This is a genomic window from Martinezella tropici, assembly GCF_003287875.1.
In the GTDB taxonomy this organism is placed as follows: domain Bacteria; phylum Pseudomonadota; class Alphaproteobacteria; order Rhizobiales; family Rhizobiaceae; genus Rhizobium; species Rhizobium tropici_C.
Genome location: NZ_QMKK01000056.1, coordinates 148,831 through 175,442, shown reverse-complemented (window position 1 = coordinate 175,442; position 26,612 = coordinate 148,831). Strand labels below are relative to the sequence as shown.

At 58.5% G+C, this 26,612-nt stretch carries 16 protein-coding genes and 2 pseudogenes; 11 read left to right on the top strand and 7 right to left on the bottom strand.

The annotated features are described in order from the left end of the window. Window positions 1-24: 24 nt before the first annotated feature. Window positions 25-479: pseudogene (locus DQ393_RS30125) on the bottom strand (ATP-binding cassette domain-containing protein); the annotation flags it as partial. 164 nt (window positions 480-643) lie between these two features. Between DQ393_RS30125 and DQ393_RS30120 the strand changes: the two are divergent. Both DQ393_RS30120 and DQ393_RS30115 read left to right on the top strand, forming a co-directional pair. Next, complete coding sequence (locus DQ393_RS30120; RefSeq protein ID WP_112345363.1) at window positions 644-2,251, top strand: winged helix-turn-helix domain-containing protein; 1,608 nt, start codon at window positions 644-646, stop codon at window positions 2,249-2,251. Between the two features lie 659 nt (window positions 2,252-2,910). Continuing rightward, window positions 2,911-4,761 carry a DUF5050 domain-containing protein gene (locus DQ393_RS30115; RefSeq protein ID WP_112345362.1) on the top strand — a complete coding sequence of 617 codons (1,851 nt, stop codon included), beginning with the start codon at window positions 2,911-2,913 and terminating at the stop codon, window positions 4,759-4,761. Window positions 4,762-4,857: 96 nt separating this feature from the next. Here DQ393_RS30115 and DQ393_RS30110 read toward each other — a convergent pair whose 3' ends face one another. The 3 genes from DQ393_RS30110 to DQ393_RS30100 are packed head-to-tail and all read right to left on the bottom strand — an operon-like array spanning window position 4,858 to window position 10,302. Then, window positions 4,858-8,118 (bottom strand): error-prone DNA polymerase, encoded by a 3,261-nt coding sequence (locus DQ393_RS30110; RefSeq protein WP_112345361.1) that lies wholly within the window; start codon window positions 8,116-8,118, stop codon window positions 4,858-4,860. Further along, complete coding sequence (locus DQ393_RS30105) at window positions 8,115-9,629, bottom strand: Y-family DNA polymerase (protein ID WP_112345360.1); 1,515 nt, start codon at window positions 9,627-9,629, stop codon at window positions 8,115-8,117. The genes DQ393_RS30110 and DQ393_RS30105 overlap by 4 nt, the downstream gene beginning before the upstream one ends. After that, entirely contained in the window at window positions 9,544-10,302 is a 759-nt protein-coding gene (locus DQ393_RS30100; RefSeq protein WP_112345387.1) for an ImuA family protein, read from the bottom strand. Before DQ393_RS30100 ends, DQ393_RS30105 begins: the two co-directional genes overlap by 86 nt. A gap of 291 nt (window positions 10,303-10,593) precedes the next feature. On the opposite strand from DQ393_RS30100, the gene DQ393_RS30095 reads away from it, so the two are divergent. From DQ393_RS30095 to DQ393_RS33610, 6 genes are all read left to right on the top strand, one after another. Continuing rightward, window positions 10,594-11,367, top strand: coding sequence for an SOS response-associated peptidase (locus DQ393_RS30095; RefSeq protein ID WP_112345386.1), 774 nt, complete (start codon window positions 10,594-10,596; stop codon window positions 11,365-11,367). Window positions 11,368-11,552: 185 nt separating this feature from the next. Beyond that, window positions 11,553-12,530 carry a 3'-5' exonuclease gene (locus tag DQ393_RS30090; RefSeq protein ID WP_112345359.1) on the top strand — a complete coding sequence of 326 codons (978 nt, stop codon included), beginning with the start codon at window positions 11,553-11,555 and terminating at the stop codon, window positions 12,528-12,530. 1,543 nt (window positions 12,531-14,073) lie between these two features. Continuing rightward, window positions 14,074-15,210 (top strand): glycosyltransferase family 4 protein, encoded by a 1,137-nt coding sequence (locus tag DQ393_RS30075; protein ID WP_112345357.1) that lies wholly within the window; start codon window positions 14,074-14,076, stop codon window positions 15,208-15,210. Between the two features lie 3 nt (window positions 15,211-15,213). After that, on the top strand, window positions 15,214-16,143 hold the full coding sequence (locus DQ393_RS30070; RefSeq protein ID WP_112345356.1) for a glucosamine inositolphosphorylceramide transferase family protein: 930 nt from the start codon (window positions 15,214-15,216) through the stop codon (window positions 16,141-16,143). 159 nt (window positions 16,144-16,302) lie between these two features. Further along, window positions 16,303-17,124: a hypothetical protein gene (locus tag DQ393_RS30065; protein WP_112345355.1), complete on the top strand. Its 822-nt coding sequence runs from the start codon at window positions 16,303-16,305 to the stop codon at window positions 17,122-17,124. Between the two features lie 216 nt (window positions 17,125-17,340). Next, on the top strand, window positions 17,341-17,502 hold the full coding sequence (locus DQ393_RS33610) for a hypothetical protein (protein ID WP_181592444.1): 162 nt from the start codon (window positions 17,341-17,343) through the stop codon (window positions 17,500-17,502). 354 nt (window positions 17,503-17,856) lie between these two features. Here DQ393_RS33610 and DQ393_RS30055 read toward each other — a convergent pair whose 3' ends face one another. Next, the gene (locus DQ393_RS30055; protein WP_112345354.1) at window positions 17,857-19,290 is read right to left on the bottom strand and encodes a S41 family peptidase; all 1,434 of its coding nucleotides are present in this window, start codon (window positions 19,288-19,290) and stop codon (window positions 17,857-17,859) included. Window positions 19,291-19,924: 634 nt separating this feature from the next. On the opposite strand from DQ393_RS30055, the gene DQ393_RS34360 reads away from it, so the two are divergent. The 3 genes from DQ393_RS34360 to DQ393_RS30040 all read left to right on the top strand — a co-directional run bounded on the left by DQ393_RS34360 (window position 19,925) and on the right by DQ393_RS30040 (window position 24,771). Next, on the top strand, window positions 19,925-20,143 hold the full coding sequence (locus DQ393_RS34360) for an ArsR/SmtB family transcription factor (protein WP_432422046.1): 219 nt from the start codon (window positions 19,925-19,927) through the stop codon (window positions 20,141-20,143). Between the two features lie 420 nt (window positions 20,144-20,563). After that, window positions 20,564-21,634, top strand: coding sequence for an efflux RND transporter periplasmic adaptor subunit (locus DQ393_RS30045; RefSeq protein WP_112345352.1), 1,071 nt, complete (start codon window positions 20,564-20,566; stop codon window positions 21,632-21,634). Then, window positions 21,634-24,771, top strand: coding sequence for an efflux RND transporter permease subunit (locus DQ393_RS30040; protein ID WP_112345351.1), 3,138 nt, complete (start codon window positions 21,634-21,636; stop codon window positions 24,769-24,771). The genes DQ393_RS30045 and DQ393_RS30040 overlap by 1 nt, the downstream gene beginning before the upstream one ends. Window positions 24,772-24,865: 94 nt before the next feature. Here the strand turns inward: DQ393_RS30040 and DQ393_RS30035 are convergent. Next, window positions 24,866-25,115 (bottom strand): annotated as a pseudogene (locus DQ393_RS30035) (integrase core domain-containing protein); the annotation flags it as partial. Between the two features lie 605 nt (window positions 25,116-25,720). Next, window positions 25,721-26,602, bottom strand: coding sequence for a DUF3313 domain-containing protein (locus DQ393_RS30030; protein WP_112345350.1), 882 nt, complete (start codon window positions 26,600-26,602; stop codon window positions 25,721-25,723). Between the last annotated feature and the right edge of the window lie 10 nt (window positions 26,603-26,612).

Below are 26,612 nucleotides of genomic sequence, written 5' to 3'. Positions count from 1 at the left end.
GGATTGGCACGTCAAGAGTTCGCCTCAGGCGACGAGCCCCTTGGTCAACTCCAGCGCCTGACGCTCGAACAGCCGGCGGTAAATGCTGTTATTGAGGCGAATGAGCGCCTGATGGTCACCCTCTTCCACGATCTTTCTCTTGTCGAAGACCAATAGCCGATCCGCCGCCCGCACCATCGAAAGTCGGTGCGCGATCACCAGTGTCGTGCGGCCATCCATCAAGCGTTCCGTTGCCTGCTGGATCCGAACCTCGCTCTCGCTGTCGAGGCTCAAGGTCGCCTCGTCCAGGATCAGCACCGGCGCATCAGCCAGAAAAGCCCTGGCGATGGCGACACCTTGACGCTCGCCGCCCGACAATTTGACGCCCGCTGGCCCACCAATGTCTCATAGCCCTTCGGCAGGTCCATGATAAACTTATGCGCACTGGCTTGTTTCACTGCATTCTCGATGTCGATCCGTGACGCGTTCGGCCGGCCGTAACGGCCCCCGCAGGCATGTGCAGCGCGCCGGATGCCGGCGGTTGACGGTCAAGGGAGTGAAACGACGTATTTTGTTTTGCACAAACCGGCTTTATACATGCTGCAGTTGAAGCTTCGGTATAAAATCTTTTGCGCTGATCACTTGTCGAGCCGTTGGAAATGACATGATTTCATTTGCGGAAACAGGCAAGGCGCGTAATCTCTATTTCGGAGACCTGATGATTGACGAGGCGTGCATGTTCGCGCATCGCAACGGAAAGGCGGTCCAATTCACTCGGAGCGAACGCGCACTTCTTCTCGCTTTCACAAGGAATTCCCGCCGCCTCATGACTCGCAGTCGGCTATTGGACGAGATTGCTCGATCAGACTCCGACCCATCCGACCGAAATATCGACTTCCTCGTCAACAGGTTGCGGCAGAAGTTAGGCGATAACGCGAAGTCGCCCAGCTATATTGCTACGCGATATGGCGAGGGTTACGTCTGGATTGCGATCCCTTCCGGGCCGCATCCGATCGATGCATTTCTGATTATCGCTCCATCTTTCGAGATTGAGAAACATCCCTCACGTCAACAATATCTTTCCTTGATGGAGACGCTCAAGGGCTTGATCGCCGCCGGAATGGGCGTCGAGCGAAAGGTCGTCGTGACCGAGGCAAACCTGCTCGCTGCCAGTGACAGATTGCGATATTTTGTGCAGGTAAGTTTTCATACTGACGCGCGGTGGCTGAGCTGTGTGGCCACGCTCCGGGAAATGCCGTCAAAGCGGATTGTGAAAGCCTTTCGTCTCCGCATCGATCAAACGGACAATAGGTCGGCTCTAGATGAGACGGCCCGTATGTCCGAGGGGGTTATCGCCGCATTGCGCCAGGCGCTCAAAAATGCCTCCGATGGACTTGGCATACCTGAGAATGAGTCTCCGGAAGCACGTTTCCAGCGCGCTTCGAACCTGCTCTCGACATCCAATCCGAAATGGCTTGCAAGTGGCGAGCGGCTCGCCGAGGGCCGGGAACAGGATCCCTCCGATGCGGATGGCGCGATCCAATGGGGCTTGCACCTCTTTGCGCGTCTCGTATTGACGACCCCATTTGGCGGCATGAGCCTGGAAGAGCGCGATCGCATAGAAAGCGAGATTGAAGCTACCGTGCTGGAGTGCTTGCACGAGATAGAAGATAGGCCCTTGCTGATGCTGGCGGCTGCCAAGCTTCTCTATTTCATCAACCGGGGGCATCTGGAACTCGCCGAGGAACTTGCCGAGCGCGCACTGGCACGAACCCAGGATTCCACAGCGGCCCTGCCCATACTCGGGCAGTTACGCTATGCGCGTGGGCGTTTTGATGAAGCAGTCGTAATATTCGATCAAGGCATCAAGACAGCTGAACCTGGCTCGGAGTTTCACCGCCATATGCGCGTGTTGAAGTGCATCGCATTGCTGGCAGGTGGCTACAGTCCGGCAGCGGCCGCCCAAGCCACCGATATGGCGAACCTCGGAGCGGATTGCCCGGGCGAGATCCGCCTGATGATCGGCTGGATGGTTGCTCCGCCGGATCGGAAACTGCCGGAAGCCTTGGAGCGGGCGCTTGCGGCACTCGGGCCAGATCACGCTGCCGGTGCAATACAATATCTTTACTTCACCTCTGCACGCCACGTAACCTTGGAACATGGGCGGGCAAACGTCATGCGCAACATGATTGCGCATGTGTCGCGCCTCTACGGCAAACAAGCCGTCCCGGATTTTGTTCTTAGCAATATCGGCTCTTTGGGCTCTGCTTGAACCTTAGCGATCATAAGGGCCGCTGCGGCAGCAAATGCAAAGTTGCGTGCCGTCAAAAATTCTCCCTGCGCTTTCGCCCAACGCAATATTAAACGTCGGTGCAACACCTCGACTTCAGCAGATGCTCCGTGGCTGCAGCTTCCGGTTCAATCGACGACGTAGGCGCGCACCAATGATCAAATGATCGCTGATCGGTTCAAACAATCGGCGCGAAAGCGCTTCTGGAGGGAGGGAACTGTTCAGCTCCGTCTACAACCACCACGATCCATTTTTTCGATTCTCAAATATTGCGCAAACAATCGTCTGATAGGCCTAAGGCAATGGCTCGGAACGCCACTCCGCTCGATGCGAAGCCAAGAGAGCAATAGTCAGGTGAAATTGTTACAGTGGGTAGGGTGCCGATATGACGACTCGCAAAATCAGACTTCACCGCCCACCCGCCAAGTTGTGCCTGCGACGACGGTGAACGATCAAGACGCTTCAGGGTACGATTGGCAAATCGCTTCCCCGCGATATTCAAGCAATCAAAGCTGGGCTCGAACCCTTCCTCGATAATTCAGACCGCTCGACCGCCTCGCCACTTCGCGCCTCATGAAGATTAGCCGCCTTCGCGATCCGGTCCTACTGGCGAAATCATTACTTCAGCCTGAGAGGGAATAATGGCCTATAAGTTACTCGACCCAACTGCCAAGGTGCTTGTCGAGGGCTGCGACGCTGAAGTCGCTCCGACCATTGACGGCGACTACATCTACTTTGCCCGCAAGGGTGTCCTCACCCGCTGCAGGCTTGACGGCGCCGAACTGTCCGCATTGGCTGGAACCGGGTGCAAGTACAAACCTTTCGTCGACGGGGAATATGTCTATTTCACCAAGGACAAAGGGCTTTTTCGTTGCAGCAAGGTGCCCGGGGGAAGCCCCATACAAATCGACGACATGGCCACTTTTGCGCCATTTGTCGAGGGAAATTACGTGTACTTCGCAAACACCAATCACTCGCTCTTCCGTCGGAAAAAGGATGGCACTGAAAAGGAGCAGATGCTCGATGACTTTTGTTACAATGCGCCGTTCGTCAAAGGCGACTACGTCTATTTCTGCGGACACGATGAAAGTCTCTTCCGTCGGAAAAAGGATGGCAGTGAAAAAGAGCAAATCCTCGATGGCTGGTGTCGAACGGGCATCTTCGTTGACGACGAATATGTTTATTTCTTTGGGAAGACCGGCCTCCATCGGCATCGCAATGATGGGCAGGGCACGGCGCAGATCCTGGATGAGGCGTCGACGTTCTACGACTATCCGAACTTCCGGCGCTCCTCGACAGGCCGCCATGCAGCGCCGGTCGTCGACGGCGACTACGTCTATTTTTTTGGCCGGGGTGTCGGGCTCGATGGAGGCTCCGGGCTCTACCGGTGTCTTAAGGACGGCACCAGCATGGCGCGCCTGCTCCATCAGAACCTCCGCTCTGGCGCTGCCGTGAAAGGCGACTGGGTCTATTTCGTGACGGGGACCACACTGTGCCGTCGGCAACTGCACATGGAGTCTGAGTGGATGAAACGCCGCTGGGACGTCGTGAAAGATCTGCCATTATGGCAGCTGGCGATCCCGTCAACACACGATACAGCGACGTACGGAAATTGGATCACTCCGACACTCGCCGGCGCCGATGGGAGATCCCGGTGTCAGACTGCAAACATCTACGAGCAACTGATGTTCGGCTACCGGTGCTTCGATCTACGTTTCATGCCCTACCGGAATGTTGACCGAACAGGAAAAAACCTAACCTCGTATGGATTCCACCATGGCTCCGATCACACGAAGAACACGCTCGCAGATATGGTTTCGCAGATCACCAGGTTTCTCAGCCGGACCTCCAAGGAGATCATGATTCTAAATCTGAGGGCGGACGTCAAGCATTGGCAAAAAGACTCCTTCCGTCCTTCTAATGATCATTTGACTGTCGAAGAGGAGCGCAACATAATCAAAAAAATCTGCGATCGCATCGGTCACCAAAACATCGTCAGCCGGTCCGTGGTTGCGTCGATGGGCAAGAAATTCTTCGCAGGACTTACCCCCGCCGAACTGCTTTCGCATGAAGATGGGAGGCAGGATGGCAGCCCGCGCGTGATCCTCCTCTGGTGGGGCAATCATGACCTTTCGCCAGAACTGAAAGATAGCACGGAAGGTCAGTACGTCTGGCTTACGGCCACCAAAAGTCCGGAGTCTGATGGCGAGAACGAATTCAGCGGCTGCCTTCAGGCGAATTCGATCGAGGATTGGGCAGGCAATCGAGTAGCCATTCAGAAAAACAGCGGCGACAAACACATCAATGTTGCTGGTTCCCCTGCATTTACCGAGGCCTGCAAGGGCGTCAAGCTGGAGCCAAACGTTCTCGACGAGCTGCTTCGTCAGCCTTGGAATGTCATCGGGGGTGATTTCATGTCCGAGGACGCATATCTCATTGGTGCAGACCTCATCGTCAACGGGATGCAGGGCAACGGCGCGATCAAAAAATGAGTGCCTGGAGAGCATTGCGATCGAGATAAGTTATCCTGAGAGCACCACGATGATCAGGGTCAAGGAGCAATCGTCTTTTAGGCGGGCAGGCGGCATCTACTGAAAATTCCGCACCCTCACCTTCAACCTATCGATAAGCCGATCCGGCTCATAAATCTCCCGCGCCTTGATGACCGCCCGCTCTCGCGAATCCGGGCTTGCCGGCGTCCCATGGGCAAACTCATCACCGCGACCGGTCGGTAACCGGAAGGCCTCATCGCGATCGGCAAGGCCGGACAGATCGCTGGTGAGATCGAGGAGCTGCTGGGCGACGAGATGCACGACGTCGCCTTCCCGCTGGATGCGGCCATTGATCGCCATCATCGAGGATCCGAGGACGATGCGACGCCGCCGCTCGAAGAGGCTTGGCCAGACGACGACATTGGCGGGGCCTGTTTCATCCTCGACGGTCAGGAACATCACGCCCTTGGCCGAACCCGGTTTCTGGCGCACGAGCACGAGGCCTGCCGTCATCAGCCAGCTGCCGTCACTAGATGACATCGCCTCGTCGCAGGTGACGATATTGCGGGTGGTGAGATCCTGGCGCAGGAAGGCGAGCGGATGCTGGCGCAGCGTCAGGCCGGTGTGGCTGTAATCCTGAATGACGTTATGCCCCTCCGTCATCTGGCGCAGGCGGACTTCTGGCTCCCGCTGCTCGGCGATCGTCCTCTGCTCGCGCTCGGCGGCCGCGGCAAAGAGCGGCAAGGGCTCGTCGCGCAGCGCCTTGATCGCCCAGAGCGCATCGCGGCGCTGCAGATTGAGCGACGGCAGAAACGCGTCCGCCTCGGCAAGCTGGACCAGGGATGCGGCCGGCACACCCGATCGCCGCCAGAGATCATCGACACTCTCGAATGGCTGGTCAGCGCGGGCGGCAATGATGCGGGCAGCATCGACCTGGGCAAGACCATGAACCATCCGCATGCCAAGACGAACGGCATGGCGATCGCTGCCCTCGGCCGGTTCCAGCGTGCAGTCCCAGCGTGAGCGATTGACGCAGACCGGCCGGACCTCGACACCATGCTTGCGGGCATCGCCGACGATCTGGGCCGGTGCATAAAAGCCCATGGGCTGCGAGTTCAGGAGGGCCGCGCAGAAGGCGTCGGGATAGTGGCGTTTCACGTAGGAGGAGGCATAGGCGATGAGGGCGAAACTTGCGGCATGGCTCTCGGGAAAGCCATAGGAGCCAAAGCCTTCGAGCTGCGAGAAGGTCTTTTCGGCGAAGTCCGGCGTATAGCCGTTCCTGACCATGCCGGAGACGAGCTTGTCCTTGAACTTCGAGACACCGCCGGTGAACTTGAAGGTCGCCATGGATTTGCGCAGCTGATCTGCCTCGCCGCCGGTAAAGCCGGCACAGACCATCGCCACCTTCATGGCGCTTTCCTGGAAGAGCGGCACGCCGAGCGTCTTGCCGAGGACGGCTTCGAGCTCCGGCGTCGGATAGTCGACCTTTTCCTTGCCCTCGCGCCGGCGCAGATACGGATGCACCATGTCGCCCTGGATCGGGCCGGGCCGGACGATCGCCACCTGGATGACCAGATCGTAGAAAGTCCGCGGCTTCATGCGCGGCAGCATCGACATCTGGGCCCGGCTTTCGATCTGGAAGGTGCCGAGCGTATCGGCCTTGCGGATCATCGCATAGGTCGCCGGATCCTCCTGCGGGATTTGAGCCAGATCGAGATCCAGATGCTTGTGGTCCCGGATCAAGGCAAAGGCTTTCGACATGCAGGTGAGCATGCCGAGCGCCAGCACATCGACCTTCATGAACTTCAGCGCCTCGACATCATCCTTGTCCCATTCGATCACCTGCCGATCGGCCATGGATGCCGGCTCGATCGGCACGAGATCGTCAAGCCGGTCATGGGTCAGCACGAAACCGCCGGGATGCTGGCCGAGATGGCGCGGCGCACCCATCAGCTGCTGGGCCAGTTTCAGGGTCAAGGCAAGTCTGCGATCGTCCGGATTGAGGTTGAGCTCGCGCAGGCTACGCTCGGTCACCAACTCTTCCGACCACGACCACATGCCCGCCGATAGCGCCTTGATCACATCCTCCGGCAGCCCAAGTGCCTTGCCGACGTCGCGGATCGCCCCCTTGGCGCGGTAGCGCGTGACGGTCGCACAGAGAGCCGCCTTGTCATGGCCATAGGCCCTGTAGATCCATTGGATCACCTCCTCGCGCCGCTCATGCTCGAAGTCGACATCGATATCGGGCGGCTCGTCGCGCTCCTGGGAGACGAAGCGCTCGAAGAGAAGATTGTTGGTCTCGGGATCGATGGAGGTAATGCCGAGGATATAACAGACGGCGGAATTGGCCGCCGATCCCCGCCCCTGGCACAGAATGCCCTGGCCGCGGGCATAACGGACGATCGAAAACACCGTCAGGAAATAGGGAGCGTAGTTCATGGTGCGGATGAGATCGAGCTCATGGCGGATCACCTTCAGCACAGACGGCGGCAAGCCCTCGGGATAGCGGTTCGGAATGCACTCCCAGACATAATGCTCCAGGGATTGCTGCGCCGTCTTGCCCGGTACGATCGCTTCCTCCGGATATTGGTAGGTGAGCTCCTCCAGCGAGAATTTGCAGCGTTCGACGATCTCGAGCGTGCGCGCGAGCGCTTCGGGATAGCGCGGAAAGAGCCGCGCCATTTCTTCCGGAGGTTTGAGATAGCGATCGGCGTGCCGCTCCCTCTCAAAGCCGATATCGTCGATGGTGGAGGTGTTGCGGATGCAGGTGACGATATCCTGCAGCTGCCGGCGCGACGGCTCATGGAAGAGGACGTCATTGGTGACAACTGTCTTCACTTTGTAGCGCGCCGCGAGGTTGGACAGCTCGTGCAGCCGCAGCTGGTCATTCGGCCGTCGGCGCAGGCAGAGCGACAGATAGGCACGATCGCCAAAGATCTCGGCCAGCTTTCGAAGTTGTAGGGCACAGGTCTCGTCGGCAAGATCGGGGACAAGGATGCCCATCAGGCCCTCGGCATAGAGCGCGACATCGTCGAGATGCAGGATGCAGTTGGCCTTGCCGCCCCTGCCCTTGCCTAGTGTCAGAAGCCGGGTCAGTCGCGAATAGGCGGCGCGGTCCGTGGGATAGACCAGGATCGACATGCCGTCGGCCAGATCGAGCCGACAGCCGACGACAAGACGGAGCCCGGTTGCCCGCGAAGCCTCAAGCGCCCGGACGATCCCCGCCAGCGAATTGCGGTCGACGATCCCGAGCGCACGGATGCCGAGCTCCTTCGCCGTCCGGAACAGCTCGTCGGCCGACGACGCGCCGCGCAGGAAGGAAAAATGAGTGGTGACCTGCAGCTCGGCGTAGCTCATGCGAAGATCCCGTGGCAAAACCAGCGATGCGAACCGGTGGCCGCATCGACACCATCACCGGAGCGGAAGATCCAAAGACGTTCGCCACTCTCGTCCTCGATCACGAAATAATCCCTCACCGCATCGAATTCGGAGCTCCTGGTCCACCATTCGCCGAAGATGCGCTCGGGACCATCGGCGCGCCTGACCCGCCGGCGCCTGCCGCGCCAGGTGACGGAGACAGGCGGATGATCCGGCAACAGTGCGATGACGTCGATGAGTTCCGGCCGCGCCAGCAGCCGCACCGGCCGCGGCCAGTGATGCACCCAGGTTTCCGTGACGTCTTCGGCTGCCGCGGAAATCCGCCGGACGCTGCGTTCGGGAACATCGGATGCGACGGGTGCCAAGCGGTAGACGCGCTGGCCGCGATTGCCGAAGGTGTCAATCAGCGGCGTGATGTCCTGGTCCTTCTCATCGATCAGCGACGACCGCTGTTCCTCGCCAAGCGGTTCGGTCATGACGGCCACCAGCGTCAGTCTCTCGATGCCGAAGCCGGGCTCGATCTTTTCCGTTCGATCGCGAAAGAGCTTGGTCAGCCAGGCGATGTCGCGGGCTGGTTTGGCCGTGCCGGCGCGGATCGCCTGCCTGCTGCCATCGACCTTTTCGACAATCAGGTCGGTGCGCCGAACACCGAGCCCCTTGCGCTGCAGTTCGGCTACCAGCCTGACGATGAGACGCCCGACATATTTGTCGATCGTCTCGGCAGCTCCGATCGGTTCGGCAAAGGCTCGGCTGACTTCGATCCATTCCGGTGCGCGGATGGGATCGATCGGTTCGGACACACGACCGAGCATCTGGTCGAGACGCCTTCCGATCTCCGGACCGAAGCGCAACGCCAATGGCGCCCGCGGCGTCGCAGCAAGTTCACCGATGATTTTGAAGCCGAGCGTTCGGAGGCTGGTAACGATCTCCGCCGGCAGCCGCAGCAGCGAGATCGGCAGGTGTTCGACGGCGCGGGTGGTCTCTCCAGATGGGATGATGACGATGTCGCGACGGGTGGCGCGGGCACAGGCATGGGCCGCGCCCCAAGTGTCGGCGAGCGCTGCATGGACGGTCAGCCCCCGCGCCCGGAAGCGATTGACGATCCCGATCAGCATGGGAAGCTCGCCACCCTGCAGATGATCGGCCCCTTCCGTATCCATGACGATGCCATCCGTGCCGTCGACCGCGACGATCGGGGAATATTGTGAGAGGGCCCAGAGTGCGATCCGCTCCAGCGCTTCGGCATCGGCCGCCGGATCGGCATCGACGAATTGCAGGCCATGCACCATGGCCTGCGCCTTGGCGGCCGGCATGCCGACATGGATGCCGCCTGCCTTAGCCTTTGCATCGGCCGCGGCTATCCAACGCTTGGAGCCGCTCCTGGCGATCAGCACCAGCGGCCTGTCAGGCGATAATTCTGCTTTCTGATCCATGCGCCTGATCCGCTCGATCGGCAGGTCCGGCAGATAGATGGATACGACCCGTGGCATCGCACGCTCCCACGATAAACTCAGCGCACTCACCCGCCTTCACTCTGATCAGTTCGAGCAGCCATCGCGGCCGCCCGACGCCTGGGACCGGCAAGTCTTCCGATGGCAGGACGCTGACCCGCCATCGCGTCGTCGATGCCGTCGGCTGCCCGAAATCCGAGGCTTCCATCTGCCGCCGCCAGCGCCGGACCACCAGGCCCATGGTTCCGGTCTTTTCCGCCGCGAGCTGCAGGCGGCGAGAGGAAACCATCGGCAGCCGGACGATCTCGCCGACGACGGCGCCAAGCCCGCCGAACGCCAAAGCCTCTTCCATCGAGGCGAGAACGTCCTCCTCGCGGTCGGCCTCGACGAAGACGACCCGATCGGGATGAAGACCCGCCTGGGCCAGCGCCGGAAAGAACAGGTCCGGCCGTGTCAGGCACCAGACGATCTTGCCTCTGGTTCGTGCCGCAATGCCGGCGGCAAACAGAGCAGCGGCAGCACCATCGACGACGCCGGCTCCGCCGCCGGCGAACTCGTGCACGGCGCCATAGGCAAGACCACCACCCGGCAGCGCCGCATCGATCTCAGGCACACCGAAGGCCAGACAGCCGCTCTTCCTGCCTGCATTGCCTTGCAGTAACGCAATGCGATCCTTCAGATCGGATATCACCCTGTTACGGGCAGCAGTCATCATTCACGTCCCTCACAAGGTCGCGATGGTATCGACGTCAGGTCGGTCAAGTGTATTTGTTCACTAAATGTTCCAACTCGATTCGCGAGTCAAGCAACCCGAAATAGGAATATTATCCCTCTATTTTAGTGGACTTTAAGATTCTCATTGGGAATCATGGAGATGACTTCGAACGGGCACTGGCGAAGCTTTCGAAAAAGTTTCAACGCCGATCCGCCGATCGCCACCAATTGGCATTCCGGCGCTTCGTCGGCTACCATGTCCGCCGGCTTCAAGGGAGATGGAGCGTCGATGTGCAACTTGTACCGCATGGAAGACAAGGACTGGGTGAACAAGTGGGCTCAGGACGCCGAGAGCCTGATCAACCTGATGCCAGCCTATCAGATGAACCCCGACCAGATGGGGCCGATCGTCCGCAACACCGCCGACGGAGGCAAGCAGCTCGTTCATGCCCGCTGGGGCCTTCCCTCGCCTCGGTTCGTTCTTGAAAAGCTAGCGCAGGCCAAGGCCGAGAAACTGCGGGTCAAGGGTAAGGAGTTCGACTTCGAGCAGTTGGTGCGCGAGCAGGTCGACCGTGGCGTCACCAATGTCCGCAATCTCAAGCTTCCGCATTGGAGGCGATGGTTCGGCGTGGAGAACCGCTGCCTCGTCCCGGTCACCAGCTTTGCCGAGCCGGATCCGGCAAGCCAGCAGGATGGCGGCAATGTGCCGAATGCCTGGTTCGCGCGAGATGAAGACAAGCCGCTGATGTTCTTTGCCGGCATCCATGTTCCGCAATGGACCTCCGTGCGTAAAGTCAAGGATGGGTTCACGACGGACGATCTCTATGGGTTTCTGACGACCGATCCGAACAATCTGGTCAAACCGATTCACGGCAAGGCCATGCCGGTGCTCTTGCTGACCAGGGAAGAGACCGATGTCTGGATGAGGGCGCCGTGGGAGGAAGCCAAGGATCTCGCGCGGCCATTGCCGGATGAGGCCTTGATCGTCACGGCCCGCGAGCCTTATGGATCGACTATCGTCACCAAGGAAGGTGAGTTGGTCGGTCCGTCAGGCGTGCCGTAGCGAGTGTCGTTTCGACCTTTCAATACAGCGACGCCTGCCCCATCATGCCGATCGAAGTTTTCTCCCTCTTCGATAAGCGCCTTTATTCGCGATATCCGTGGGTATCGCTCGCCGCCTCGATCGAAAGCTTCTCATCAGTCAACCAAGGCGTTAAATTCACGCCGATCATTTTCGTCGGATAGGCCATGACGTCTCAGCTGGACATGTTTTCGGAGAATGCTCAGCCCGTTCGCAGAACGTCGGCGCCAAGCCTGCGCGCTCAGCCAGCCGGATCAGCGCCTGACGAGACTGAGATGGTGCGGATCCTGCAAGCAACGGGACGCTACCAAATCCTCAGAAAACTCGAAGCTCGTCCGACTGCCGCTGTTCCCAGGCCCGGCTATCCGCTCCGAGGTGTCATCCTCGACACCGAGACCACAGGGCTCGATGCGAGGAAGGACGAGATCATCGAAATCGGCCTGATCGGCTTCACCTTCAATGAGGACGGCGAGATCGGAGATGTCACCGGCATTTACGGCGGACTGCAGCAACCGAGCATTCCGATCCCGGCCGACGTGATCCGGCTGACCGGCATCACGGACGCCATGGTTCATGGCCAGATGATCGACATGCCGGCGGTGCGTGCGCTCATCGAGCCCGCCGATCTCGTCATGGCCCATAATGCCGGCTTCGATCGACCGTTCTGCGAAGCCTTCTCCCCGATCTTTGTCCGCAAGGCCTGGGCTTGTTCCAATTCCGAGATCGATTGGAATGCCAGGGGCTATGAGGGAACCAAGCTTGGATACCTCATCAACCAGAGTGGGTATTTTCATGTCGGGCACCGGGCCGTCGATGACTGCTTTGCGCTGCTGGAGGTGCTGGCGCTCTCTCATCCCTACATCGAACGAACGCCCTTTGCCGAGCTTTATCAGGCGAGCCAGCGCTCACGCGTTCGCATATTCGCCGAGAACTCACCCTTCGACCTCAAGGACCGGCTGAAGGAACGGGGCTATCGCTGGTCCGACGGAAGCGATGGTCGGCTGAAATCCTGGTGGATCGAGATCGCTGAAGAGACCATCGACGATGAGCTTCAGTTCCTGCGAAGCGAGATCTATCGCTGGGAGGATGCCGACCCGCCGGTCCAGCGTCTGACGGCATTCGACCGGTTCAGGGGGCGAAGATAATTCCTTTCGCTCTTGAACGGAATTGAACCGACGACCCTTTCTCAAAATTATCTAACGTACTGAGTCGCATGGCTTTCGTGGGATAAGGCTCTATTATGGAACATACGCGAGTTTTGGGTGCAAAGGCTCTGCAGATGTTGTCAGTGAAGGCGTATTGTCCAGCGCGGAGTCTGACGAATGTGCCAGTTGCGCGCCTTCAGATGTAGCATTGGGTGATGCTCGTAACCGCCCACGCCGTTCGCCACAACAGGATCCCGCAGCGTAAATGTTGCGATGTCTTGGTCATCCGGAATCCGGTAAGGCGAGGCCATACCCCCCGCCGGGTCCATGACGGGGCCATGGGTCCGCGATTACGCCCTCTTCCAGCAGGTCGTCGAGAAAAGCACCGTGCTGCACGATCAATGTCTTCTCTTCGGCACTTATCGTCGCGAAATCATCGCGAGGGCGTCACCAATACGTTTAAAACTCTTAACAACACTTCATGCAAATCCATCGGGTTTTGTGGCGTAATCCACAATTACGCAACAGGAAGTTTGTGATGACCCGTAAATACGCCAGAAAAGTCTTCTCGACACATCCTGCAATGAAGGCGGAAGATAATAGGCCGACAAAGCCGGCTTTCGCCAAGGTCACAATTCGCGAAATTGCCAACCTTTTCGTCTGCACCCTCGTTCTTGTCCTTATCGGTGCAACCTCGACACATTATCTTATCGTTGCGACTCTTTGGCTCCCTGCGAGCATTGCGGCAATCGCGGCATGCGGCCGGTCGTCGGTGAGGAGACGCCGCTCCATAGCAGACCATGTCCTTGCGTATTCCTCAGCATCGCTTCGATTGTTTCTATGGACGTATGTGGCAATCCTCGTCGTCGGAAGGTTCTCTATGGCGCCACCGGTTATCATGCGTAGCGTTGTCTAGGCTTGCCCGAATACACATCAAGCCACTTGATCTACCGGATGCACAAAAAGGACCGGCTACTCCGTTCTCCTGACAAGGCAAAGTACGATGCCAAGGGGCCTTATGGCGACAACTGTGTTTACAAACGCTCCCGTGCTCGTGCGATACGGTCGACTGGCCGGCCTTGGGGTTTAGTCCGGCCAGTCACCTCAGGCGCGTCCCGAGCGGTTCGTCCCGAGATATTGTGATCGTGCCTACCCATCATCGCGTTGCGATAAGTAAGTGGCCCCTCGCGCAGGTCAACGATCTTGCCGATGACCATCCGAACGGCGGCACAGAAACCACAGTCACAGCCGCCAAGTCGACAACCGAAACTGCGTCCGATCATACATCTTCAGATATTTTTCATCTTTAAATTAAGTTAAGTTTTGTTGTGATCTTAACAACAATATTATTTTGTAGAATTTTCTGATGTATGAATTGCATATCGCAGCTTGTAATACCTCCATTCCGATAACGATTTTCTTAAGAAAATTAGAAACAAGTTTCGCAATTAAACGTTCGATTTGAAATATAAATTAACATTATATCACAAACATCAATGTTTCGCTGTGCTTCAGTCTCCCGTAGAGATTGGGAACTGATGATATGCGCTCTACGAATTTGAATACCGACGACGGCTTGTTCCGGCAGGGCGCTGGTTTCGTCTCCGCAGCGATCACGGGCCGGAAGCTTCGTATTCTCCATGTGCTTTTTGCGTCCGAGATTGCCGGATCAGAGCGTTACTGCATCGACCTCGCAAATGCCCAAGCCACGCTTGGCCATGAGGTTCACGTGATTTCCTCAGCGAGGATCGACATGCGGCCTCACCTATCGAGCCAGATCACCTTTCATAAATGCACCTTACGGCTTTTGCGTCGTCTTCGGTTGCGGCAAATCATCACCGCCAAAGGGATAGAGGTCGCGCATGCGCATCTCAGCCCGGGCTGCAAGGCGCTTGCGAGCGTCCGCGGCAATGTGATCAAGGTCGCCACGTTGCACGTTGGTTACAAAGCGAAGCAACATGCACATCTGGATGGTCTCATCTGCGTCAACGAGGCCCAATTGCCACGCGTCGGCAACTATGATGGCTATGTCAGCCGCATTCCGAATTGGCTTCCCGAGGCAAAGGAAGCGGAACGCTACGATCTGCGCGCCAAGCTAGGCCTTTCTCCGACGATCACGATTGTCGGCACAGTTGGCCGGCTGCATCCAAGCAAGGGAAATGACGTTCTGATATCGGCTTTTCTGGCTGCGGCGCCCAATGCCGCGGCCTTGGTAATCGTCGGGGTCGGCCCGCAGCGCGCAGCGCTCGAAAAGCTCGCCAAAGGCGACCCACGGGTTCACCTGCTCGGCTATTGTGACAATGTCACAGGCTTTTTGCGTAACGTCGATCTTTTCGTCTCGCCTTCACGGGAAGAATCCGCCGGTCTCGCTATTCTCGAAGCCATGCGCGAGGGAATACCAATCATAGCCTCCGCGACCGAGGGGCCATCGGAGTACCTGCGTGACCATCCGGTGCGCTTCGTCGAACCTGGATCTGTGCGAGACCTCTCTGTCGCGCTCGCCGAGATCTTGCGCGCCGATGACTTTTGCCAGCCCTGGCGCATCGACTACGATATGGAGCCGTTCTCTAGAGCGGCCGGCGTAGGTAACGTGCTGCGATTTTACGCCGAGGTCGCCGAGTGCCAAGCGGCCCTTCGTCAGATGGCCCCCACCGCATCAAAACCAACCGAAGAGCTTTAGCCGATGCGCCTGAAACCAAGCAGTGACTTCTGGAAGGTCGGCATCGTGCCGGCTCCGGCAGAGGCACTCCTCGATGCCGAGACGCTGGCTGATTGTGCCGGGCGCATCAGATGGCTGCCCGATCCGGGCCCATGGCGATATCTGGCCGATCCCTTCGCAGTGAAAAAGGGCGACACCCTCCACGTCTTCGTGGAGGCCTACGATTATCGGACGAAGCACGGCTTCATCGAGCGCCATGAAGTCGGACCGGACCTGGAATGGCGTGGCAAGGCGGTCGCGCTGACGCGGCCGTTTCATCTCTCCTATCCCTTCCTTCTTGAACAGCATGGCGAAGTGCTGATGGTGCCGGAAAGTCACATGGCCGGTGAGATCGCCCTTTACCGCGCTCACGCTTTTCCGGACCGCTGGGTGCGCGAGGCGGTGCTACTGGCCGACGTTCCTGCCGCCGAAGCGTGCCTGATCCAGCACCAGGAAACGTGGTGGATGTTTTACACCATCGTCGGCATTGGCGCGCGCGATCAACGAGAATTGCACGTCGCGTTTTCCGAACGGCTGACAGGTCCATGGAAAACGCATCCGGGCAATCCGGTTCTCGTGGATCGTGCCGGAGCACGGCCCGGCGGTACACCCTTTTTGAGCGCCGATGACAAAATAGTACTTCCCGTTCAAGACTGTAGCGTCAGTTATGGGGGCAGCATACGGTTCCTGCAATTTGACGAGTTGAGCCAAACACGCATCGCATGCCAGCATCTCCCACAGCGGTTGACCGGCGATCTTGCCGCGGCCGATCATGCCGCCGGACTGCACACGTTCACCATTTGCGGTGACGTGACGTTGATCGACGTGAAACGAGTCTCCCGTTCATTTGCTCGCCACATCGTCAACTTGCAGCGAAGGGCGGGGTCGATCCGCAAGACCACGTTCAGCCAATAAGGCCTGATCACGATCCGCCTCTTCGCCAACCGCGATGAGAAGCGCGGGCAGCGAGAGTAACATCCGGTCCGTGGATGACCACGGCAACATAAAACGAATTCATACAGACATACATCTGCGCGCACCAACCCCCGATGAGTTTGAAGAAGGCCAATCGACATGAGCGAAATCCCCACGATATTCGTAGCCACGCCCTGTTTCGGCGGACTGGTCACAAAAGACTATATGCAGTCCGTTCTGTCGATGATGCAGGTAGCGGCGCAAAACGACCTGAAGATGACATTGGCGTTGCTTGGAAACGACGCCTTGATTACACGCAGCCGCAACAGCCTTGTTTCGAGTTTCATCAATATGGAGAGCGCGACACACTTGTTGTTTGTTGACGCGGATATCGGGTTTGAGCCCGATCAGGTATTAAGGCTTTTCATGGCGGACAAGGATGTCGTGGGGGGAATGTATCCAATCAAGGATTATGACTGGTCGAGGATGCCGCGACTATCGTCCTCAACCGACAGTTTTTCAGAAGACGCAATTCACTATGTGGGCACGCCACTGCCAGATTCGGTCGCCGAGTGGGATGGCGACTTTGTCACCGGCATTTACGCGGGAACCGGAATGCTGATGATCAAACGAGCGGTCATCGAGCGCATGATCGCGTTATACCCGGAATTGCGCTATAGCGGTGTTCACGCCTTTCCAAAACGCGATCCGTCACCGACAACACAATATGCTTTGTTCGAGTGCCTGATCGATGACGAAACCGGACTTTACCTGAGTGAGGATTTTGCCTTTTGCCAGCGTTGGCGGAAAATCGGAGGCAAAATTTGGCTCGATACTGCCGGTAGGCTGACCCATACTGGGGCGCACAAATTCTCCGGAAATCCTGCCAGCAGGTACAATCACAGAGCAAGGTATGCAGCTTCACCACCGCAAATTCGTTACACGGGGGGCGTTAAGACACGCGAAGAACGCAGCCGATGACCACGGTCGGCAAGCCATTCTTCGAACTCCGGCCCGCGCGTTTCAGCGTTTTAGGACCCATATTATCTTGCCGTTCTGGGACGCTTCGATGCCGCCTGTTGTCCGAGCAAGTTGCAGGCACCTTTCCGCATCGTCAGGCCGCGGCTTGATACAAATTCCACCGGCGATCGCCCTCCATGTTGGATGGATGCTGGCCAGGCTGTCGCTGATCGTTCCGTGCCCATCGGGTCGGAATACGAGGATGTTGGAGGCGCTCCGCTTGACGACGAACATTTCCCATGGCTTACCGTCGGCGACAACATTGGCGAGGGGCTCGTCGGCGCGAACCGGTCGATCGACGCAAGCTGGAAGGCCTATCAAAGCCACGAATCCGGCTAGAGCGGCGCGAGGCGCAGCGGAAGCGGCGAAAGACATACGATTTCCTTCCCGTGAACATCGTCCACGATCATGAATTGAGTTCTTCTGTGTGTCCGCCCCGGTTGTCACAGACGGTCGTTGTGATGCGACCAGAGCGAGCGGGATGGACAGGATGATGTTCGACGCTTTCGCTGATGTCACCATTTGTTATATTTTGATTTGTTAAGGCCCCGGAGAGTGCGTCCCGTGTGAAGACAGGTCAGAATCTGCCCATCCGGAACTGCTCGCAATCGTATCGATCGCTACGCAGACGGGACCTCACCGGCGACTTCGCGAATGCTTGAAGCGCCCGATGCGCGTACCGGTTCGCACCTTTCATTTATTCGCAGGGTGGAACCTCTGCGGATCGGCTGGAAACGCCTCGCGGTGCACAATTCCCAGCACGAGATCAACAGCGTATTGAAGCTGGTTATCCTCGCGGTGATTGCCGGGTACGTAGATCAAGGATGTGAAGGTCGCCTCCCCCTGCTCACCAGGCAAATGCCGCGCAAGCCCCGCCTCTCCGGGTATGCTGACCTTTCCTTTGAACGTTGCGGGAACGGTCTGGACAATCTCTATATCCGGCATGATGCCCAGCGCCTGGATCGACCGGTTCGACGGGGTGTAAATTCGCGCCGTGGTCAACGTCATCCCGCTTTCTTGTCCAAGCACTATGACGTTTTGAGCGACGCCTTTACCGAACGTCCTCGTACCAACCAACGTCGCGCGGCGGTGGTCCTGGAGTGCGCCCGAGACAACTTCAGCAGCAGAGGCGGTTCCGCCATTGACGAGGACAATAACCGGCACCGACGCAAGCAGTGCATCGATGTCGTCGGGCACAGCATCATAGCGCCGGATCCGACCCTCGCCCCGTCCGCGCGTGTAGAAGATTGCACCGCCCGCGAGAAAAGCGTCCGCGATTTGCGCGGCCTGTTCAAGCGGCCCGCCGATGTTGCTGCGCAGATCAAGGATCACGCCGGCGGGTTTGGCATCTGCAACAAGCGACCGGATGAGCTTCGCCAGCTCTCGAGAGGATCGATCTGAAAAGGACGATAGCCGGACGACCGGGACGGTCCGCTCGAAACTCAAGCGAGGGGCACCCAACTTGATCGTTTCGCGCTTAAGGCTGAACTGGATCGGGTTGGCGACCGTATCGCGCACGATGGTAATTTCGACGTCACTGCCCACTGCACCAAGAAACATGGCACCAATCTCATCCATGGTCTTGCCGACCGTCGATCGGCCATCGACCTCGACGACAAGATCGCCTGCCATAATACCGGCGCGCTCGGCCGGGCTGTCGTCGACGGATGCGATGACCTTCACGATCCCATTGTTGACCTCCGCCTCGATCCCAACCCCGCCAAACTGACCCGAATCCTGGCGAAGCAGATCCGCGAACCGAGCGGGAGGGAGATAGGAGGAGTGCACGTCAAGGGCCAAGAACATGCCTTCGGTGGCCGCCCGTATAAGATCCGGCTCCGACGGCGCAGTAACATACTGCGCACGTACTTGCTCGAGGATCAATCCGAAGAGAGCCAGCTGGCGATAGGTGTGAGTTCGGTCGGTAATCGCTTCGTGGACAGGTCGGTTGGGCACGTCGTTACCGAAAGGCGCAAATGCCAGGGCGCCGACTGAGAAACCTGCGGCGATCGGCCAAAGGGCAATCAAACCTGTCACGCGGCGGACACGTCGTATGTTGAAGCGCAAGGCTTGCCTAGTCTCGACACCCGCTGTTGTGCATGTCTCGTCACCGGACCCCTCGATCATCCTTGAAACTCTGAAGCGCCGAGTTCTCGCGCGCGGATGTGGGAACAAACGCTAAACTCCTCTTTCTGGACAAGCACTCGGATGTCCGACTTTCGACTGCGATGAGATTGTTTCGGGCGCGCCAGCAAACTCTGGGCCGCCGGCACCCCTATGACGACATGAAGGAACCAATGCGCCGGCGGCTCTGCGCAATACCGGTGACAGCGGCAGCAACGTTAGGGAAGCAAGCCGCGAGCGGCATGGACCCACTGGCCTTGTCAATTGTCGCCTTTAGAGTGAAGTCATAAGGTTTTGTCGCTTCGCCAAAGGGGGGCCGCCGGGAGCCTTTGATCGATCATCCTGAAAGAGGGCGTGATTGTCACGTGGAGTAATATTTTGATTTGTTAAGGCCAACGGCCGCGCAAGTGTCGAAACCGTGCTGGCGTCGATGCCTATCCACCGATGCGACAGGATTGAAGCGCGATGGGCTGAGATGGTGCCTTCCAAGTCCACGTCCAACATCTCTTAACATGTTCGAACCGATCTCAACAATGGAGACGCTAATATAAGCCGCAGCAAACTGAGGTGAGAGGTCGCTATATTGGAATATGACGAGGAAGTCCCGACGTTTCAGCCGCATTCGCGCCTTCTAAGGATGCTTGGCAGTTCTAAACGGCTGCAGATTTGCGTGTTGTTGTCTCGCGGCGAATGCGATGTCAACAGCCTGGCCCCGGAGATCGGACTGTCTCAGTCTGCTCTTAGTCAGCATCTGGGTCGTTTGCATCGAGCCGGCTTGGTTTCGGTCAGAAAGCAAGCGCAATTCATCTCTATAAATGCAATCATGCCGCCGTCCTCGCGATTTTGGCGACCTTGAATGCCATTGAGGACACTAATCCGTCGACACGGCAGATGCCGGATCCACAGCCGGTGCAGGCCCTCTTGTAGGACATTTCTCGCCGTTGGCTCATGCCTCATGTCTTCGAAATTGGTGGCGTTCGCGCGCCGTCCGGCGTGCCTCGTCCAGCCGGCTCTTGCCCAGGCTCTCAGGAATGAACCCGACAGTGACGCAGGCCAGTCATCTCCATTGCGAGCGCGCAGCAATGGCAAAGCCGCCTCTTAATCTAACTTAATCGATCTTTGCTGATCTTTGACCGCATAACTGTCCCGATCCGCTAGATCACACGCACAACAATTATCTTTGCTGCGGTTTGCAAGCACTGCCCATGGCGCAACTGCGCAGTACACGGCCCTTTCGTACCGGCGCAACGAAGATCATAAAAGGAATCACGCACTGATGCGACATGTCTCCCTAATTCTCGTCTCTGCGATAGGCGCCTTGTTGGTCTGCCAAGAAGGCGTGGCGGAAGCCCAAGCGAGCAATGCTGCCGCACTCACGGTCGCGGTCAAGCGACCGATTGAACAGCAATGGCAGGAGGCGGTTCCGGCCAGCGGGTGGCTGAAACCGTGGCATGAGGCGATCAGCGCAGCGGAAGTCAGCGGCCTGCAAATCACAGAGGTTCTCGTTGATGTCGGGTCGATGGTGCAGAAAGGCCAGCCGCTCGCCAGGCTTTCCGACGCTTCAGTGCGCGCCGATCTGCGCAAAGAGGAAGCTTCGCTGGCAACCGCCAGGGCAGGCCTTGCGAGAGCCCGGATCAATGCCGATAGGGCGCGCAAGATGAAAGGGAGTGGGGTGCTTTCGGATGAGAAGACAATTGAATATCTCAGCACCGAACAGACCGCGATCGCCAGCGTCGAGTCCGCCGAAGCCATGGTGGAAAGTCAGAGAATCAAGCTATCACAGACCACGATCCTTGCGGTCGATGACGGTCTAATCACCTCGCGCAGCGCCCAGCTCGGGGCGGTCGTTTTGTCGGGGACCGAGCTCTTCCGGTTGGTTCGCCAGCGGCGCGTAGAGTGGCAGGCGGAAGTTTCGGCCCGCTACCTTCCCTTGGTCAAGGAGGGACTGGCGGCAACGATCAGTGGGCCGGGCGGTGGGGAAATCGAGGGAACGGTGAGGTTAGTCGCGCCCACCGTGAATAGCGATACAGGCAGGGCAATGGTTTATGTCCAGCTTCCTCCGGTCACCCATCCGCCGATCGGCCTTTATGCAACCGGACGGATCGAACTCGGACTCAAGCCCGCCCTTACTGTGCCCGAAACATCGCTCGTTATGCGCGACGGGATTGGCTACGTCTTTACCGTCGACAACGACAAGCATGCCAGGCGCGTGCGTGTCGAAACCGGCCGCCGGAATGGTGGCGACGTGGAGATTCTCTCCGGCCTCGATCGCTCGAGTGAAGTCATAACAACGGGCGCCGTTTTCTTGTCGGACGGCGCGCTCGTGCACATCGAAGGAGGTGCATGATGAACTTCTCCGCATGGTCCATCCGAAATCCAGTTCCGGCTATCCTTCTGTTCATCCTATTGACGGCTGGCGGTCTCGTAGCCTTCGACCGCCTGTCGGTCCAGAATTTTCCCGACATGGTCCTTCCAACCGTACAGATCAACGCCAGACTCGAAGGCGCTGCACCGGCTCAACTTGAGACCGAAGTCGCACGTAAGATCGAAGACAAACTTGCCTCGCTGAGCCGCCTCGAGCACATCTCGACGACAATCACCGACGGCAACGTTTCGATTTCAGTGTCTTTCGAATTGGGCAAGGACGGCGAGCAGGCGTTAAACGAGGTACGCAATGCCGTCGATAGTGCGAGCGCGGATCTTCCACCTGCAATGCAGACGCCCAGCGTGACGCGCGATACGGTTCAAAATACGGCATTGGTGACATATGCTGTGCGCTCCACACGGCTGAACCAGGCGGAGCTTTCCTGGTTCGTCGACAACGACATGACGAAGGCGATTCTTGCCGTGCCTGGCGTTGGCAAAGTCAGCCGGATTGGGGGTGTCGACCGTGAGATCCATGTCGATCTTGATCCGCAATTGATGAATTCGCTGAACCTCAGTGCGGCGACCATTTCGTCGCGACTCGGTGCGGTGCAGGCCGACACCTCGGGAGGGCGGGGTGAGATTGGTGGCAGCAAACAACCGATCCGCACTCTTGGGGCTGTTTCTTCGGTGGAGGAACTCAAAGCGCTCGCAATCCCCCTTCCGAATGGGGCAATGATGCGTCTCGACGAGATCGGAACCGTTACGGACAGTTATGCCGATCGTTCATCGATCGCCTATCTCGACGGCAAGCGCGTGATTGCCATCGAAGTCAAACGCTCCAATGGTTATTCCGACACGGGCGTTGCCACCGCCATCGCTGCCGCGACAAAGGATTTTGCAAGAGCCAATCCCGATGTCGAAATCACCGAAGCCTACAGCACGGTCGGCCCGATCATCGAAAACTATGACGGGTCGATGCGGATGCTGCTGGAGGGCGCGATCCTCGCGATCGTCGTGGTCTGGCTTTTCCTGCGTGACTGGCGCGCGACTTTGCTTTCAGCCGTCGCGCTGCCACTGTCTGTCATTCCGACATTCCTCGTGATGTATTTCGCCGACTTCAGCCTCAACACGGTCACATTGCTTGCGATTTCCCTGGTCGTCGGCATCCTTGTCGACGATGCTATCGTCGAGATCGAGAATATCGCGCGTCACATGCAAATGGGCAAATCGGCGCGCCAGGCGGCTCTGGAGGCGGCCGACGAGATCGGCCTTGCCGTCATCGCCACGACGTTGACGCTCGTTGCCGTCTTCCTGCCGACAGCCTTCATGATGGGCATACCGGGCCTGATCTTCCGCCAGTTCGGCGTGACTGCGTCCGTCGCAGTTCTCGCCTCACTGGTCGTGGCGCGTCTGTTAACGCCAATGATGGCTTCCTACACGATGGAAGCCCATCCGGTGGAGGTTAGGGATGGCTGCATCATGCGAATCTATATGACCTTCGTCAAGACTTGCCTGCGTCACCGCGTGCTGACCATAATCGGTGTCCTTGCCTTTCTGGGCTTGTCGGCGGCGGCAATCCCGATGTTGAGTTCCGGGTTCTTGCCAGCGTCGGACGACGCCCAAGCGCAGGTCACCATCACCATGCAACCCGGAACGACCATCGAGCAGACGGAAAAAACCACGCAGCGAGCTGCCGATATGATTTCGGACCTGCCGGAAGTCACGCAAGTCTTCAGTTCAATCGGAACCATCTCGTCGGGCGATCTTCTGGAAGCGAGTACGACGGCCGATACAGCAGCAGCGTCGCTTGTCGTCAACCTCAAGAGGATCGACGACCGCAGCCGCTCCCAGCAGGATGTCGAAAACAATATTCGCCAGGCTCTTGCCGTTCTGCCCGGAGCACGGATTGCGGTGGGTTCGGGGGGGAACGGTACGAGGCTCGACATCACGCTTGCCAGCGACGATGCCAACGCTCTCGGCAAGGGAGCGTCCGCGCTCGAGGAGCAATTGCGAAGCCTGCATGGAGTCGGCGCGGTCACGTCGAGCGCATCTTTGCAGGCCCCCGAAATCCAAATCATTCCAGATCTGGATCATGCTGCCGCCCTTGGGGTGACGCCGGAAGCAATTTCGGAGGCCGTTCGCGTGGCGACAAGTGGCGACTATTCCTCCTCACTCGCCAAATTGAACCTGCCACAGCGACAGCTCGCGATCCGTGTTCGTTTCGACCCGCAAACTCGTATGTCACTCGATGATATCGCCAATCTTCGCATTGCCGGAAGTCGAGGCAGCGTCGATCTTGGTTCGGTTGCCGAAATCCGCATGGGTGGTGGACCGGCGGAAATTAGCCGTCTCGACCGCTCGCGCAATGTCATGCTCTCGGTGGAGCTCAACGGTCGCATCCTGAGCGACGTCTATCGTGAGGCGCAGGCGCTTCCAGCCCTTCGGAACCTTCCAGAAGGCGTCCGGCTTGTCGAACAGGGCGAGCTCGAACGGAGTTCGGAATTGTTCGACAGCTTTACCGTCGCCATGACAATCGGCGTCTTCTGCATCTATGCGGTCCTTGTCCTGCTCTTCCACGACTTCCTGCAGCCACTGACTATTCTGGCCGCCCTGCCCCTATCGCTGGGCGGGGCGCTCCTGCCGCTCGTGCTGACGGGAACTGCCTTCTCGATGCCAGTGGTGATCGGCCTACTGATGCTGATGGGTGTGGTGACCAAGAACTCGATCCTTCTCGTCGAATATGCGATCATGGCGAGGCGCGCCGGTTTTTCGCGCTTCAACGCTCTTGTGGACGCCTGCCACAAGCGGGCACGGCCGATCGTCATGACAACGATCGCCATGACGGGAGGCATGCTACCCGTCGCTCTCAGCCTGAGCGGCGGAGACGCGAGCTTTCGTCAGCCAATGGCGATCGTCGTGATCGGCGGCCTGATGACCTCAACGATCCTGAGCTTGGTGATCATCCCTATCATCTTCACGTTCGTCGATGACTTCCTGGTGCTTTTGAAGCGGCTAGTCCTGGGCAGACGAAACCGGAATCTGCCGACGAATTCAGAACAGGGAGGGGCTGACAGCTCATCGGAAGGCCACGACAGGATCATGCGCGCCGCAGAATAAGCCGCCTCGGTCACAACCTTTGAAAACCCTGCCTCGACCTAGGTGTCGGGCCTCAGACGCAATAGCCGTCCAATGTCGATCCTGGGGAGGAACGTTACGGTGGCGGGATGTTGCCGATTGGCTTCAGAAGTCGCCGATGGTTGAACCAGTCCACCAATTCGAGAGTAGCGAATTCCATCGCTTCGAAGCTCCGCATGGTCCGCGCCGATGAATGACTTCAGTCTTGTAGAGGCCGTTGATCGTTTCGGCGAGCGCGTTGTCGTGAGAGACGTCGACGCTTCCGGCGGAAGGCTCGATTCCCGCCTCGGCGGTCGCTCCGAATACTTGATCAAGACGTATTGGGCAGATTCAACCGGCCGCCACAACACGTTGAACTAATGGCTACGGGAAGGCGGAAGCCGGAGCGTTCAATGCGATTGCACGCGGAACACACCGCCCCGCGTCGCTCAGCGACAAATAGTACCAGGATGTTCGCGACGATCTCGCAGCGGCGTTTGAGCGTCTCAGCGATAGCCAAGAAATTCATGACGAGACGACAGACTATCTTGCGGGCTCGAAACTAGAATTCACGGTCCGTTCGGCCGTAGCGCAGGACTTCAACGAGCGGCGCGAGATTAAGGCGCCAAGCCTGCTAGCATTCACGAATACACCGGTCAGGAGGTCAGGGCGCCCTCTTGAGCAATCGGAGCTGCTGTTTGTAGAATCGCGATCTCACCGGCTTCCGCAATCTCTCGTGTCTGTCATATTTAGTCACCGGGCTGGATGCTGCACGAGGCAAAGTCCGCCGCAGATAGCCCCAGGCAAGCTGAGGAATGACGACCTGACGTTTTTAGGTGGCCAACCGACTGCAGATGCCTCAATACGACATCCGTGACGACGAAGAAGACCGCCGCCACCGATGTCGCATGGATATTTGAATAGAGGAACGCAGACCAGGAGGTCAGTCTGATTATGGAGTCCACTGACCGACGACTTTTGGCTGCTTGTCGGTCCATGACGGGGGCAGTCCTATCTGCGAGGCCGCGAAATCCTTGACGCCGGGCGAGCGGCCAAAACGCTCGCACGCCTGGTATTTCGGCCTTCCGCCGAGACCGAACTTTATTTTCTGTGCCGACGGCAGTTTCGGGAGCCCCTTGTATGGTGTCTTACCGGTAACAAGCATTTTCGAGAAGTCCCCTCCGAAACTCGAGGCAAGCGAATAGGCATCGCCGACCTGCGACACGCGGGCGCTCGTGGTGATGGCGTTCGCACCCTTGGCCCATACCATCGCGCCCACCTGCTTTCCGTCCTTTGTCGTCGCCTCGGCTTCGACGGCTAATCCGCCGAGCCCGAATGGCAGCCGCGGCACGGGAACCGGGACCACAAAATTCGCTCCAAGTGACGTCGCGGTCGATACGCCTGCCATAGCGGCGTTGGTCGGCACGATGCGGGTGATGGTGGCATGCACGATGACATCTGCGTTCTCCCGGTGATCGACCACTTCAAATCGATCGCTGACACCGACGCACAGCGCGCGACTGATGACATTGGCGACCAAAGCTTGATCGGAAGCCTTATTGATCTGCTGCGCCGCATTCGGGGAGACGGACGTCGGCTCAATATAGATGGTCTTCGTCAGCACCAGATCGGTCGGATCGACCCTCAGTTTCGCTTTGGTGAACTTGCCATTGTTCGACGTCAACCCACTGTAGGACGTGAGCGTATTGCCCTCCTCGAGCGGCACCGCAGCGCAGCCAGCGGCACTCGATAGAAGCAAGGCGGCTAAGGCCGCTCTTGCAGCCGAACCTGCATTGTGCCGCGAGTCTGGTAAACAAGTACGGATACGGGTCATTTCGTTCTCC

What these genes read in the sequence shown, in the direction of transcription:
- DQ393_RS30120 (WP_112345363.1), top strand. Translation starts at nt 644, where the DNA reads ATGATTTCATTTGCGGAAACAGGCAAGGCGCGTAATCTCTATTTCGGA.
- DQ393_RS30115 (WP_112345362.1), top strand. Translation starts at nt 2,911, where the DNA reads ATGGCCTATAAGTTACTCGACCCAACTGCCAAGGTGCTTGTCGAGGGC.
- DQ393_RS30110 (WP_112345361.1), bottom strand. Translation starts at nt 8,118, where the DNA reads ATGAGCTACGCCGAGCTGCAGGTCACCACTCATTTTTCCTTCCTGCGC.
- DQ393_RS30105 (WP_112345360.1), bottom strand. Translation starts at nt 9,629, where the DNA reads ATGCCACGGGTCGTATCCATCTATCTGCCGGACCTGCCGATCGAGCGG.
- DQ393_RS30100 (WP_112345387.1), bottom strand. Translation starts at nt 10,302, where the DNA reads ATGACTGCTGCCCGTAACAGGGTGATATCCGATCTGAAGGATCGCATT.
- DQ393_RS30095 (WP_112345386.1), top strand. Translation starts at nt 10,594, where the DNA reads ATGTGCAACTTGTACCGCATGGAAGACAAGGACTGGGTGAACAAGTGG.
- DQ393_RS30090 (WP_112345359.1), top strand. Translation starts at nt 11,553, where the DNA reads ATGACGTCTCAGCTGGACATGTTTTCGGAGAATGCTCAGCCCGTTCGC.
- DQ393_RS30075 (WP_112345357.1), top strand. Translation starts at nt 14,074, where the DNA reads ATGCGCTCTACGAATTTGAATACCGACGACGGCTTGTTCCGGCAGGGC.
- DQ393_RS30070 (WP_112345356.1), top strand. Translation starts at nt 15,214, where the DNA reads ATGCGCCTGAAACCAAGCAGTGACTTCTGGAAGGTCGGCATCGTGCCG.
- DQ393_RS30065 (WP_112345355.1), top strand. Translation starts at nt 16,303, where the DNA reads ATGAGCGAAATCCCCACGATATTCGTAGCCACGCCCTGTTTCGGCGGA.
- DQ393_RS30055 (WP_112345354.1), bottom strand. Translation starts at nt 19,290, where the DNA reads ATGATCGAGGGGTCCGGTGACGAGACATGCACAACAGCGGGTGTCGAG.
- DQ393_RS34360 (WP_432422046.1), top strand. Translation starts at nt 19,925, where the DNA reads ATGCTTGGCAGTTCTAAACGGCTGCAGATTTGCGTGTTGTTGTCTCGC.
- DQ393_RS30045 (WP_112345352.1), top strand. Translation starts at nt 20,564, where the DNA reads ATGCGACATGTCTCCCTAATTCTCGTCTCTGCGATAGGCGCCTTGTTG.
- DQ393_RS30040 (WP_112345351.1), top strand. Translation starts at nt 21,634, where the DNA reads ATGAACTTCTCCGCATGGTCCATCCGAAATCCAGTTCCGGCTATCCTT.
- DQ393_RS30030 (WP_112345350.1), bottom strand. Translation starts at nt 26,602, where the DNA reads ATGACCCGTATCCGTACTTGTTTACCAGACTCGCGGCACAATGCAGGT.